The 13,375-nt window shown below is 71.6% G+C and carries 9 protein-coding genes; 3 read left to right on the top strand and 6 right to left on the bottom strand.

Annotated features, from left to right (window positions below; all coding sequences use genetic code 11):
- Positions 1-6: 6 nt before the first annotated feature.
- The 3 genes from ACZ7DY_RS01605 to ACZ7DY_RS01615 form a co-directional block, all read right to left on the bottom strand.
- A complete protein-coding gene (locus tag ACZ7DY_RS01605; RefSeq protein ID WP_471128596.1) occupies positions 7-948 on the bottom strand; it encodes a DUF3048 domain-containing protein in 942 nt (313 codons plus the stop codon).
- A 36-nt stretch (positions 949-984) separates the two neighbouring features.
- Complete coding sequence (locus ACZ7DY_RS01610) at positions 985-2,787, bottom strand: hydroxysqualene dehydroxylase (RefSeq protein ID WP_471128599.1); 1,803 nt, start codon at positions 2,785-2,787, stop codon at positions 985-987.
- A 180-nt stretch (positions 2,788-2,967) separates the two neighbouring features.
- Positions 2,968-4,038 (bottom strand): ATP-dependent DNA ligase, encoded by a 1,071-nt coding sequence (locus ACZ7DY_RS01615; RefSeq protein ID WP_471128602.1) that lies wholly within the window; start codon positions 4,036-4,038, stop codon positions 2,968-2,970.
- A 139-nt stretch (positions 4,039-4,177) separates the two neighbouring features.
- On the opposite strand from ACZ7DY_RS01615, the gene ACZ7DY_RS01620 reads away from it, so the two are divergent.
- Both ACZ7DY_RS01620 and ligD read left to right on the top strand, forming a co-directional pair.
- Entirely contained in the window at positions 4,178-4,669 is a 492-nt protein-coding gene (locus ACZ7DY_RS01620) for a hypothetical protein (RefSeq protein ID WP_471128605.1), read from the top strand.
- Between the two features lie 83 nt (positions 4,670-4,752).
- On the top strand, positions 4,753-5,784 hold the full coding sequence (ligD, locus tag ACZ7DY_RS01625; protein ID WP_471128608.1) for a non-homologous end-joining DNA ligase: 1,032 nt from the start codon (positions 4,753-4,755) through the stop codon (positions 5,782-5,784).
- Between the two features lie 63 nt (positions 5,785-5,847).
- On the opposite strand, the gene ACZ7DY_RS01630 is transcribed toward ligD, so the two are convergent.
- Together ACZ7DY_RS01630 and ACZ7DY_RS01635 are read right to left on the bottom strand one after the other, a co-directional pair.
- Positions 5,848-7,995: an OmpL47-type beta-barrel domain-containing protein gene (locus tag ACZ7DY_RS01630; protein WP_471130175.1), complete on the bottom strand. Its 2,148-nt coding sequence runs from the start codon at positions 7,993-7,995 to the stop codon at positions 5,848-5,850.
- Positions 7,996-8,084: 89 nt separating this feature from the next.
- On the bottom strand, positions 8,085-10,610 hold the full coding sequence (locus tag ACZ7DY_RS01635; protein WP_471128611.1) for a ThuA domain-containing protein: 2,526 nt from the start codon (positions 10,608-10,610) through the stop codon (positions 8,085-8,087).
- A gap of 214 nt (positions 10,611-10,824) precedes the next feature.
- Here ACZ7DY_RS01635 and ACZ7DY_RS01640 point away from each other — a divergent pair, with 214 nt between their 5' ends.
- A complete protein-coding gene (locus ACZ7DY_RS01640; RefSeq protein WP_471130178.1) occupies positions 10,825-11,871 on the top strand; it encodes a multicopper oxidase domain-containing protein in 1,047 nt (348 codons plus the stop codon).
- A 24-nt stretch (positions 11,872-11,895) separates the two neighbouring features.
- Here ACZ7DY_RS01640 and ACZ7DY_RS01645 read toward each other — a convergent pair whose 3' ends face one another.
- Positions 11,896-13,374, bottom strand: a complete 1,479-nt coding sequence (locus tag ACZ7DY_RS01645; RefSeq protein WP_471128614.1) for a hypothetical protein — start codon at positions 13,372-13,374, stop codon at positions 11,896-11,898.
- Position 13,375: the final 1 nt, after the last annotated feature.

The raw sequence follows: 13,375 nt of genomic DNA on the forward strand, positions 1-13,375 counted from the left end.
CGGGGCTCAGGCCTTCGCGTACACGACCCACACCTGCCCCTTGGCGAACGGCAGCGGACTGCCGTCCACCGTCGTGAACGTGGTGCCGTCCGACGCCGAGGGGCGCTTCCACCGTGCCTGGTAGGCGCGCCCGTCCCGCAGCACGCTCGCGGAGCCGGCGCCGACGGTCTCGGTGAACGGCGAGACGCTGCCCGCCCGGTCGTGGAAACGGGACGGCCGCACCTTCACGTACTGCACGACGACCGTCGGGGGCCCCAGCTCCTTGCCGTCGGACGTGCGGGCCCGCTCGCCGTCCATCGTGACGCGCCAGCGCCCCTCGTACTCCACCCAGTCGAAGGTGAAACGGGCCGCGGGGAAGCGGACCGTCCGCCGGGTCTGCGGTGTGCCGCCCTCCGGGCGCGGCCCGAACCGGAAACCGGTGCTCTGCAGGGCGCTCGCGCGCGGGTCCGTCTTCAGTGCATGAGGCCGTACGAAGAGGTTGTGCGGCGCCGCCCTCCCGGCGGCCCGGTAGTAGGCGGCGCCGGGAGCCTTGCCGGGCGGCAGCGCCCGCACGGGGGCGCCGGCGATCAACGGGAGCAGCTTCGACTGCGCCCCGGAGAACGCGAGCGTGGGCCGGTCGAACTGCCGCAGCAGTTCGAGATCCGTCTCGCGGGCGCTGCGCACCGGGCCGACGGCGGCCGGCAGCCGCGACGCGTACACCGCCATCAGACGGCTGAGCCCGGCCTCCACCTGCTCGACGTAGACGACGTCCGCCGCGTCGAGGCCGGTCTGCGGCCGCGCCGGGCCGACATTGTCGATCTTCACCGCGAACACGGCGCCCCGCCCCGGGTCCGACCGCCCGTTCCCGTCGGCCCCGGAGGGTTCGATGGTGCAGCCGGACGCCAGGGCGGCGAGTGCGATCGCCACCACCGCCCCGGCCCGTGCCCGCGTCCGTGTCCGCCGTCTCATAGGGGAGTCCTACCCCGAAGACCCGGTCGCAGCCCGTCAGCCCAGATCGAGCGCGTTCCGCAGGCCCAGCCGGTAGCGGGTGCGGTCGTGGCGCTTGAGGGCCTCGATCGCCGGGACGCGGTACAGCGGCTGCACCGTGCACGGCTTCTGGTCCGAACCCGACCGTTCCAGAAGGGCGTTGACCGCCTGGCGGGCCGCGGCGTTGGCACCCTCCATGGTCGCCAGATCGATGTCCACGGAGACGTAGTCGCCGGCGAGGAAGAGGTTCGGGATCTTCGTGGCGGCCGACGGACGGTTGTGGAACGTGCCCACCGGGTGAATGAGCAGCTGGTCCTCGTTGGTCGGGTTCGGCGTGCCCAGTCCGTCGACTCCTGGGTCGAGGAACCACGAATGGAGCTTGCCGTCGCTCAGGACCGTCCTGCCGGTGTCGTTGAGAGCGGCCTTGAGCTGCGCCCACACCTCCTTGGCGACCTCGTCGCGGGTGCACTGCTTGGCCGTCTTGCCGTACAGGATGCCCGGCTTGTCCCACTCGGAGATGTCGACCGACAGGCAGTCGACCGCGACGCCGTCGCCGTAGTCGGCCGGGAAGTCCCGCTCGGGCCAGTGCGCGGCCTGCGCGATGCCGGTCAGCGACCAGGGCGAGTCGATCAGGTTGAAGTGGCCCTTCACCAGCGGCGGGCGTTCCGTCAGATAGAACTGGATGCCCGTCATCCAGTCCGTCTCCAGCTTGTCGCAGCGCGCCAGCTGGGGGTCGGCCGCCTTGAGCGCGGCGCTCCACGTCCTGCGCGCGTGCTCCACCGGCATGGCCTGCACATAGTGGTCGGCGGTGACCTCACGCCGTACGCCGTCGGCGTCCTCGACGACGGTCCCGGTGATGCGGGCGCCGTCGAACGCCAGCTCGCGCACGGTCCAGCCGATGCGGAACTCCACGCCGAGCGACCTCAGATGGGCCACCCACGGGTCGATCCACGCCTCGTTCGTGGGCGCGTTCAGGATCCGGTCGGGCGGGCCGTCCGCGCCCTGGCCCAGCGCGTTGAGGACGAAGGCCTCGCCGAGCGTGCCGACGGTGCGGGTGCTCGCCTCCTCGGCCTTGGTCGCCACGATGTTGCGGGTGACGCCGATGACGAGGATGCGCTGGTAGTCCTTGGACATCCGCTCGGCGCGGGTGAACTCCCACCAGGGCGTCGACTCCCAGTCGTCCGCGCGGCGTTCGTCGCAGCTCGTCAGGAAGACCAGCGCGCGGTTCACGAAGTACGCGGCCTCGTGGGCGGGCAGGTTGAAGGCGGTGTCGAGCAGCGCGCCGAGCGCCCGGCGGATGTCGTCGAGGGTGAGCCTCTCCGGCTGGTTGCCCGGCCACGGGATCGGCATCCGCAGGTCCTCGCGCCCGGTGCGCGCGAACGACATCTCGCGGGGCGCGACCAGGTTGTCCCACACGCCGTGCGGGTTCCCCGGGAAGGGGATGCGGCGCATCGTGTCCGGGAGGTTGTGGTAGATGCCCGGGATGAAACGGAACCCGTGCTCGCCGGGGAGCGGCTTGCGGTTGCCCTTCGCGCTGCCCGGCACGTCCATGCTGCGGGCCTTGCCGCCGAGCGCCCGGCGCTCGTAGACGGTGACGGCGAACCCCCGCTCGGCCAGTTCGTGGGCGGCGGTCAGTCCGGCCACGCCGCCACCGAGCACGGCCACGGACGGCTTCGCCCGCGACGCCTCCGGTGCGGCCGCGGCGGGCAGCGCCCCGGCCCCCACTCCCAGCGCGGCCGCCCCGCCGACCGCCGCGGCCCCCGCGACGAAACCGCGCCGCGTACTTCCCTCGCCACCGCCGTGCTCCGTGTCCCGCCCCATGTCCCGCCCCATGCCCGGCCCCCATTACCGTCGGTAACTGAAGTGTCAGGCGCAGGAGCATACGGTCGCGGCCGATGGGGCGGAAGGTGCGCGGGGGCCTGATCGCACAATGGCGCGATTCCGGTGCCCGCGGGTGCCGGGGGCGCGTGGGGCGGGCCCGTCGCGCGTGTGCGCGTCCGGTCAGCCCGGGGTGCCGAGCGCGTCCGTCACGGCGTGCCGTACCGGTTCCTCCAGCTGTGCGTACGTGCAGCTCGCCGGGGTCCGGTCGTCGCGCCACCGGCGGAAGGCGGCCGTGTGGCGGAAGCGCCGGCCGCCCTCCATGTGGTCGTACGCCACCTCGCAGACCCGCTCCGGGCGCAGCGGCATCCAGGAGAGGTCCTTCTTGCCCGACCAGCGGCTCGGGGCGCCGGGCATCCGCGAGCTTTCGTGGGCGCTCTCGTCCGTCCAGGCCGCCCACGGGTGTCCGGCCGCCGACTCCATCCGCAGCGGCTCCAGCTCCTCGACGAGCTCGGCCCTGCGCTTCATCGAGAACGCCGCGCACACGCCCACGTGCTGCAGGGCGCCCTCCTCGTCGTAGAGGCCGAGGAGCAGCGAGCCGACCACCGGCCCGCTCTTGTGGAAGCGGTACCCCGCGACCACGCAGTCCGCGGTGCGCTCGTGCTTGATCTTGAACATCAGGCGCTCGTTCTGGCGGTACGCGAGGTCGAGCGGCTTGGCGATGACCCCGTCGAGCCCCGCCCCCTCGAACTGCTCGAACCACACCTGGGCCGTCGCGGGGTCCGTGGTCGCCGGCGCCAGGTGCACGGGCGGGGTGACCCCGGCCAGCGCCTTCACCAAGAGGGCGCGCCGGTCGGCGAGGCCCACGTCGAGCAGGGCCTCGTCGGCGAGCGCGAGCAGGTCGAACGCCACGAACGAGGCGGGCGTCCGCTCCGCCAGCAGGGTCACGCGGGAGGCGGCGGGGTGGATGCGCTCCGTGAGCGCGTCGAAGTCGAGCCGCCCGTCCCTGACGATCACGATCTCGCCGTCCATCACGCAACGCTCCGGCAGCCGCTCCCGCAGGGCGGTCACGAGCTCGGGGAAGTAGCGGGTCAGCGGCTTCCCCGTACGGCTGCCGATCTCGACCTCGGCACCGTCCCGGAAGACGATCGCGCGGAACCCGTCCCACTTCGCCTCGTACTGCATGCCCGCCGGAATCTTCGCCACGGGCTTGGCGAGCATGGGCTTCACGGGCGGCATCACCGGCAGATCCATGATTCAAATCTAGGGTCGGCCCGGGCGGCCCGCCTGTTCGCGCGTACGAGGGGGCGCGTGCCCCGACGGGCGAGGCGGACGTCTTCGCGACCGGCACCGGACGGCGGCGACGGCGGCGACGGCGCGTCAGACTGGCCGCATGAGCGAATGGGGAGTCGCACTCATCGCCGCGGGGTCGGCCGTCGCGGGCAGCATCGTCACCGGGTGGTTCACCCGGGCGACCGGCGTCAGGCAGGCGCAGGCCGCCGAGCGCGCGGGACAGGACCAGGCCGCGGCCGCCCGGCACGCCGGCGAGCGGCAGGCCGACGCCGTACTGGAGACGGTGCGCGCCACCCTGGAGGACCAGCAGAGGGTGCGCGAGCAGGACAATCGGCGCCGCGTCTTCGTCACCTTCCTGCAGGCGGCCGACGTCTGCGAGGAGGACAACGCCCCCGAGAACTACCTGGCGGTCAAACGCGCCTTGGCCGCCGTCATGCTCGAAGCGCCGCAGGCCGTCTGGGCTCCGGCCGCGTCATGGGTGGACAGCCTGGGTCCGGCGATGGCGCAGGGGCGCGGTACGCGGCTCGACCGGCAGAGGGACAGGGCGGAGTTCCTGGCGGCCGCCTCCCGCTCACTGCACGCTTCCGGCTGAGCGGGCGCCCGGAGCCAGGGGCGGGCCAAGGCCAGCGTCCGCCCGGTATGCGGTGAATGTCTGCTGCGCTTAGCGTGGCTCGCATGGGTGCAGCCAACGGCAAGAGCGCGGCCGTGCAGATCGACGCGGGGGAGCGCCAGGTACGGCTCTCCAGCCCCGACCGGGTCGTCTTTCCCGAGCGGGGGTTCACCAAGCTGGACCTGGCCGAGTACTTCGTGGCCGTCGGGCCCGGCATCCTGCGCGCGCTCCGGAACCGCCCCACCACACTGCAGCGGTACCCCGACGGGGCGGCGGGCGAGTTCTTCTACCAGAAGCGCGTGCCGAAGAACCACCCCGACTGGATCCCCACCGCCACCATCTCCTTCCCCAGCGGCCGCACCGCCGACGAGATGTGCCCCACCGAGCTGGCCGCCGTCATCTGGGCCGCCCAGTACAACACCCTCACCTTCCACCCCTGGCCGGTGCGGCGCGACGACCTCGACCACCCCGACGAGCTCCGCATCGACCTCGACCCGCAGCCGGGCACGGACTACGCCGACGCCGTCCGGGCCGCCCACGAACTGCGGGTGGTCCTCGACGAGTTCGGCGGCCTGGTGGGCTGGCCGAAGACGTCCGGCGGGCGCGGCCTGCACGTCTTCGTGCCGATCGAGCCGCGGTGGACCTTCACGCAGGTGCGGCGGGCCGCCATCGCCTGCGGACGGGAGCTGGAGCGGCGCATGCCGGACGCGGTCACCACCGCGTGGTGGAAGGAGGAGCGCGGCGAGCGCATCTTCGTGGACTACAACCAGACCGCGCGGGACCGCACCATCGCCTCCGCCTACTCGGTGCGGGCCCGCCCGCACGCCCCGGTCTCGGCACCGCTGCGCTGGGAGGAGGTCGACGACGCCGTACCGGAGGACTTCGACCTCGCCACCATGCCGGCCCGCTTCGCCGAGGTCGGCGACGTCCACGCCGGGATGGAGGACCGGGCGTACGCGCTGGACGCCCTGCTCGACCTGGCCAACCGCGACGAGAGGGAGCACGGCCTCGGCGACCTGCCCTACCCGCCGGAGTACCCGAAGATGCCGGGCGAGCCGAAGCGGGTCCAGCCGAGCCGGGCGAAGCACGAGGACTGACGGAGGCGGCGCCCCCATCCCGTACGGGTGAGGGCGCCGCGGTGGAGCGGGCGGGGGCCTGGCCTACAGCTCCTTGATCCGGATGTCGCGGTACGACACCACATCCGTCACGCCGTGGACCTGGAGCCCGAGGTAGCCGGAGGCGTACCGGCGCCCGTCCGTGCCCGGGTCGTCACCGCGCGGCGGCACGAACTCCTGGCCGCCGACGTTGTCGAACTCGTTGATCAGGACGCCGTTGCGGTAGACCGAGTAGTGCTGGTCCACCACGCGGATCTCGTAATCGTTCCACGTGCCCTTGGGGGTGACCCCGGCACCGGCGAGGCCCACCCGGTCGAAGCCGTAGACGGACCCGGTCTTGTACATGTCGCCGTCGGGGCGGTCGTTCACCTGGATCTCATGCCCGTACTTGATGGCGACCCACTCCGGACGTGACTCCTCCGGGTGGTCGTGGACCTGCGGGAAGCGCACGAAGACACCGGCGTTGGTGTTGCCGTTGCCCGGCGCGTCGTCCCGCCACTGCAGCTTCAGCGAGAAGTCGCCGTACTTCCGCTGCGGGAACCACAGCATGCCCATGCCCTCGACCGACGTGGAACTGGTGATCGAGCCGTCGCCGTTGAGACCGAACCGGCCGCCCCCCACCTGCTCCCACCGGTCGAGGGAGCCCTTCGTGCCGTCGAAGAGCTTGGTGTAGCCCTCCGTCTGGCCGGGCTTGCCGATGCCGGACTGCTTGGCGGCGCGATTGATCTTGTTGTACTCGCGCCGGTCGATCTCGCCCGCCTTGAGGAGCTTGTCCGTGACGCCCTTGACGTGCTTGAGGAAGAGCGCCTGCGACGTCCACTCCTTCTCGTCCTCGATCAACTCGCCTATGCGGCAACGGTTGTCGGTGACCCGGTTCGGGATGCCCGTGTCGACGGTCCCCACGAAGACCGTCTTCCGCTCGTCGTACTCGGGGCAGTTGGGCGCGGGCACGCCGCCGCCCTCGGAGAGGGTGAAGGAGACCGTCTTGGCCTCGCTGGAGTTGCCGGCCTTGTCGCTCGCCCGGTAGGCCACGCTGTGGCGCCCCACGCGGTCGACGACGACGGGCGCCCCGTACGCGAGGTAGGGGCCGCCGTCGAGCGAGTACTCCACCTTGTCCAGGCCCGAGCCGGCGTCCGTCGCGGTGACCGTCACCTTCGCCCGGCCGAGGTAGGCGCCGTCCGAATCCTTGTCGCCCTCGACCTTCGCCGAGGTCACGGGCGGCGTCCTGTCCTCCACGGGCGGCGCGACCACGGTGAACTCGGCGGACTTCTCGGCCGCCTGGTTGCCCGTCTTGTCGGACGCGCGGTAGCGGACCTTGTGGGCGCCCGCCTCATGGACCATGACCGGAGCGGTGTAGGCGGTCCAGGGGCCGTCACCGAGCGCGTACTCGATCTTGTTCACGCCGGAACCGGTGTCGGACGCCGTCACCGTGACCGTCGCCATCCCGACGTACTGCCCTTGGTCGTTCTTGTCGCCGGTCACCGTGGCGGAGGTCTCCGGCGGCGTCCTGTCGTCGGTCGGCGGCGCGACGACCGTGAAGTCGACGGCCTTCTCCGCCGACGCGTTGCCCGCCTTGTCGGTGGCCCGGTAGCGGATCTTGTGCGTGCCTGCCCGGTCGACGACGACCGGCGCGGTGTACGGCTGCCAGGCGCCGTCCACGCCGACCGCGTACTCGATCCTGTCGACGCCCGAGCCCTCGTCCGTCGCGGTCACCGCCACGGTCGCCGAACCGACGTACGCGCCATCGGAGTTGGTGGTCCCCTCGACCTTCGCCGAGGCGACGGGCGCCGTGGTGTCCTCGCCGCCGCCCTCGGTCACCACCAGGATGCCCTGCATCGCCCCGTGGCCCGGGATGGTGCAGTGGTAGCGGTAGCGGCCCGGGGTGAGCGTGACCTCTGCGGTGTGCCTGCCGCCCTGGTCGTCGTTGGGGTTGGCCAGGATGTTCAGCGCGACGTCGTTGTTGTACTCCGGGTCGGAGGTGTCGAACGTCAGCGTGTGCGGCATGCCCGTCGTGTTGCCGGTCGCCTCGCTGTTCTCGAAGACGATCGTCGTCGCGCCCGCCACCGCCGTGGTGGGGGCGGACCTGTACTTGGCGATGTCGTTGTCGGCGGTCCAGGTCAGGGTCTGGGCCGCCGCGACACCGGTGTTGTCGGGGCGCGCCGTGGCGGCCGTCGAGGTCAGCCCGAGCACCATCAGGAGCGCCGCGCAGAGCGCCGCGTACAGTCTTCGCCCTCCGGCGGCGGTACGCGAGGTACCGCCGCGCGCGTTCCAGGATGCGCGCATCATCCCGCCTTCCTCGCCAGGTCGTCGGCGGCCGGGGTCGCCCCGCCGCCGTTGTACGTCACGCGCCACAGGGCCGACTTGGAGTCCGAGGTGAAGAAGCCCCTGCCGTAGTCGAGGACGTACAGCGAGCCGTCCGGGGCGAACTTCCAGTCCATGAGGTTCTTGATGCCGTCGTTGCCGACCGGAATGATCTTCTTCAGGGATTCGGCGTGGACGGGCAGCCCGCCGGCGCCGACCGTCTTCGGGTCCATGAGCACCGCGTGCCGCGGCTGGTCACCGTCGTAGAAGTCGCCGACGAACCACTTGCCGTCCCAGTAGGACGGCCACTTTCCGGCGCTCGCGTTCGCCGCGTCGTAGCGGTACACCGGGCCGTTCATGGTCGCCTGGCCGCCGCCCTTGAGCCACGGCAGGAGCTGCTTCTGCTCCTGGGTCCGGTAGCTCGGCACGCCGTTGGCGTCGCGCGGGTAGTCGATGCCGCCGCCCTGCGGCGAGTACCAGATGTTGTTGGGCTCGGCGGGCGGGATGTTCACCAGGCCGTCGTTGTTGGGCGACTCGTTCTTGAGGTGCTTGCAGTCGTACCAGCCGAGTGGCTTCGTCGGGTCCGGCAGATTGCGGTCGCGGTAGGGCTGATTGTTGCCCATGCAGTACGGCCAGCCGCGGTTGGAGGCGTGCGTGATCGCGGCGAACGTGTCGTACTTCGCCGGGCCCCACGTCGTCGACGGCGCGCCGGCGTCCGGACCGACCCAGCCCGCGTACAGGGTGTCGGTCTTCTTGTCGATCGAGATGCGCGCGGGGTTCCTGACGCCCATCACGTAGATCTCACCGCGCGTCTTGCCGCCGCCCTCGTCCTGCTCCTTGCCGGTGAAGAGGTTGCCCTCGGGGAGCGTGTACGTCCCGTCCGGCTCCGGGTGGATGCGCAGGATCTTGCCGTTGAGGTTGTTGGTGTTGCCGGCGGTGCGGCGCGCGTCGGCGACCGAGACGCCCTTGAAGTTCGGCTGCGGGTTGTTTCCGGAGTAACCGCCGCTGAACCCGGAGGAGTTGTTGTCGCCGGTCGCGATGTAGAGGTTGCCCTTGGAGTCCCAGGCCATCCCGCCGCCCGCGTGGCAGCAACTGTGGACCTGCACCGGCCACTTGAGGAGGACCTTCTCGCTGCCCATGTCCAGCTTGTCCGTGGTGGGGTCCAGCGTGAAGCGGGAGACGTACCGCTCGCCCATGTGGGTCTCGCGGTTGATCCGGGAGTGGGGCGTGTAGTGCAGGTACACCCAGCCGTTCCGCTCGAACCGCGGGTCGAGTTCGATGCCGAGGAGCCCCTCCTCGACCTTGGTCAGCTCATCGCCGCCGCCCTTGTTGCCGAAGACGGTCAGGGCGCCCGCGAGCGTCACCTTCTTGGTCTTCGGGTCGTACACATGGATCTCACCGGTGCCCTTGCCGACGTCCGGGTCGTTCCAGTCGGTGACGACCGGCCGCGAGGAGTCGGCGCCGCCGCGGCCGATGTAAAAGACCTTGCCGTCGGGGGCGGTGACCAGGCCGTGCGGCTCACCGATCTGGTCGTTCTTCCCCGGCTGGTTGGGCTGGGTGAGGCGCTCCGCCTTGTAGTTGGCGTTGATCGTGGCCTTGCAGTCGGCGCGCGCCAGGCGGGTGGTCCACAGCAGGGCGCCGCGCAGATGGGCGCGGAAGTCGGCTTCGTCGTACGAGGCCGCCGTGCCGCCCATGCCGGTGTAGAAGGAGCGGCCGCCGTCGTAGTCGCGGCACCACGACACCGGGTGGTCCGCGCCGTTCGCGCCGGCACCCGGCTGGTACGTCGACTCCCGGACGCGGGCGACCGTGTGCACGTCGCCGGAGGGGTTCTTCGTCCAGTTCAGCCACCGGTCGGGGCGCTTCCACTGGAGCGGGAGCTCCTTGGTGGCCGGATTCTCCCGGTCGCCGACCTCGACGGTCGCCCGCTGGACGCCGCTCGGGCCCGACTCGGCGGGGCGGGCGCCGACGAGTCCGGTGAACCAGTTCGAGTACGGTTCGGCGCGGGCCGCGTCGTGGATGCCGAGGAAGCCGCCGCCGGCCTCCATGTAGGCCTCCAGGCCCGCCTCCTGCTCGGGGTCGAGGATGTCCCCGCCGCCGGTCAGGAACGTCACGGCGTTGAACGTGCCGAGCCTCCGCTCGTCGGTGAAGACGGCCGGATCGTCGGTCGCCTCGATCGTGAACCGCTGGTCGGCCGGGCCGGATCGCCCGATCTTCTCGATGGCCTCGATGCCGGCGTCGACGACGGGGGACTCGTCGCCGCCCGCCGCCGAACCGTGGAAGACGAGGACCTTGACCTTGGCCCCGCCGGGTGGCGAAGGAAGAGACATCGTTGTCAACGGCGGTTCCGGGTACGGCCGCGCGGACGCGGCCTGCGCCGAGAGCGCCCCGGTGACCAGCGCGCCGGACAGCAGCGCGGCCGCCCAGGCCCGTCGTGAGCCGGTCGATCTGAGTCGTGCTCTGCTCAACCCTCGTAACTGCAAGGGCCTTTGACGCGGTGTGCGCCGCATGACTACACCAACCCCTCGTCGGTCACAGCAACAGCGCCGACGAAGCTAGACCTCTTTTCGCAACTCGCCAATAGGTATCACCGCGATAGCACGAACTTTGTCCTGCGTGTGGATAAACAAAGATCCGGCCGATACCGTATGGCCGTCTCGGGGCCGTCCGATGCCCCGTCAGTCTCCGTACCACGATGGGGGATTCCTCATGGCCCGACGGAACTTGGACAGGCGGAGCTTCAACCGGCGGATGCTCGTGGGCGGCGCGGCGGCGGCAGCCGGGGTGACATCGTTGTCGGTGGCCGGTGCGCCGGGTGCGAGCACGGCCGAGGCGGCGCCGAGGACGGCGCCCGCCGGCGGTGAGGTCAAGCGGATCACGATGTATGCGGAGAAGCTGCCGGACGGGCAGCTGGGGTACGGCCTGGAGAAGGGCAAGGCGTCCATTCCCGGCCCGCTCATCGAGCTGAACGAGGGCGACACCCTGCACATCGAGTTCGAGAACACCACGGACGTCGACGCCAGCCTGCACGTCCACGGCATGGATTACGAGATCTCCAGCGACGGCACCCGGCACACCCACAGCCACGTCGAGCCGGGCGGCAGGCGCACCTACACCTGGCGCACCCACGCGCCGGGCCGCCGCAAGGACGGCACCTGGCGTCCCGGCACCGCGGGCTACTGGCATTACCACGATCATGTGGTCGGCACCGATCACGGCACTGGCGGCGTGCGCAAGGGGCTCTACGGGCCGCTGATCGTGCGGCGCAAGGGCGATCTGCTGCCGGACAAGACCTTCACGATCGTCTTCAACGACATGACGGTCAACAACAGGGCGGGCCACGACACCCCCACCTTCGAGGCCACGGTGGGCGACCGCGTCGAGTTCGTCTCGATCACCCACGGCGAGTACTACCACACCTTCCACGTGCACGGTCATCGCTGGGCGGACAACCGTACGGGCCTGCTGACCGGCCCCGACGACCCGAGCCAGATCCTCGACGACAAGATCACGGGACCGGGCGACTCCTTCGGCTTCCAGGTCATCGCGGGCGAGGGCGTGGGGGCCGGGGCCTGGATGTACCACTGCCACGTTCAGAGCCACTCGGACATGGGCATGGCCGGTCTCTTCCTGGTGAAGAAGCCGGACGGGACGATCCCGGATTACGAGCCGCACCACGCCGTTTCACGCAAGTCCGGTCCGCGGAAGTCCAGTTCTCGGAGGTCCGGGGCGACCTCGAAGGACACGGCAGGCGCGCACGACCACCACTAGGGGCGAGCCGGGCGGACCCGGACCTCAGGCGCGGGCCCGCACCCGGTCGATGAGTTCGGAGAGCATCTCCGCGCGGTCGTCCGCGTCCGGGTAGCCGTCCGGGTCCGCGCCGCGGTCGGCCCAGCCGTTCGCGGCCAGCCGCTCCAGGCGCTCGGTGAGGCGCGGCCTGATGTCGTCCGGGACGCTGAATCCCCGGTCCATGCAGGCCAGTTCGACCGCGGACAGGAAGGTCCAGTCGACGTCCGGCGAGTCCAGCTCGGCGAGCAGCCGGTCGTACGCGTCCGTGGCGCCGTGTTCCAGGGCGTGTTGAAGGGAGGCGGCGCGCACGGGCGGACAGCGGGAGTCGGCGTGGCGTGCCATGGCCGCGGCCACGGTCCCGGAGTTCGGCTCCGCGCCGTGGTCCGTGTTGACCAGGCAGCCGGCGGCGGAGCCCCGTACCTCGTCCTCCGCGTCGTGGTCGAGCAGCGCCACCAGGGCCTCCACCACCCGCGTCTCGTCCGGGGTGCCGAGCGCCAGCAGCCCGACGCCCGTCGCGGCGGTGGAGCGCACCGACGCGTCGGTGTGGCGCATCGCGGCGAGGAACAGCTTGACCGGCGGGTCCTCGAGCGGTGCGGCGGTGTGCAGTTGTACGTAACCGTCGAGGATCTGGGCGAGGACGAAGGGCGGCCGCTCACGCGCCACCAAGTGGTCGAGGGCCTCACGGGTCCGCCGGCGCCTTAGCACGTCGTCGCGTCCGAGCTGGTGGTCGAGCGTCTCGACGCCGAGGGCCGCCCGGTCGTCCTCCGCGCTCATGCACAGGGTCAGCGTCTCGTCGACCTGGATGCCGTGGCGGGCGCGGTCCGTCCACGACTCGTCCTCGGGGGTCTCGCCCAGCGGGGCGATCAGTTCGAGACGCGCGTCACTGTCGGGAGGGACCATCAGGGCCCGCTCCAGGACCGCGCGCGTCTCGGCCCGCACCCGCTCGGCCTCTTCGGCGGGCAGCGGCTCGTTCCGGCGCACCACGAGCGACGCCAGCATGACCGCGAGGTCGAAGGCGAGGTCGCGCGCGAAGGTGCCGGGCGCCCCGAGCCCGTCGAGCCCCTCGGCGGTCCAGCCCTCGCCGCGGAGCGAGGTGAGGCGGGCCCGCATGTCGTCGCAGAGGTCGTCGCCGACCTCCGCCGGGGCCGGCGGACCGCCGAGCTCCGCGACGAGGGCGGTCCACTCCCGCACGAAACCCTCGGGGTCGTCCAGATGCCCGGCGACGACCCGCTCCACGCGCCGCCGCAGCCCGGCCTCGCGGCGCAGCGCCGTCGCGAAGCCGTCCACCACCGAGGCGTGGAAGTCGTCCGAGCACGGCTCGCGCCCCACGGCGAGGGCGAGTTCCCGCAACGCCCACTCCAGGTCGGCCGTCTCGGCCGCCTGCGACGCGGCCCGGGCGCGGACGGCCGCGTCCGGGTCCCGCAGGGCGGCAGCCAGGCTCGCGTGCAGTTCGGCCTGCCGGTGCTCTCTCCGCTTCTTGAACATG

This window comes from Streptomyces sp. NPDC037013 (assembly GCF_055607265.1).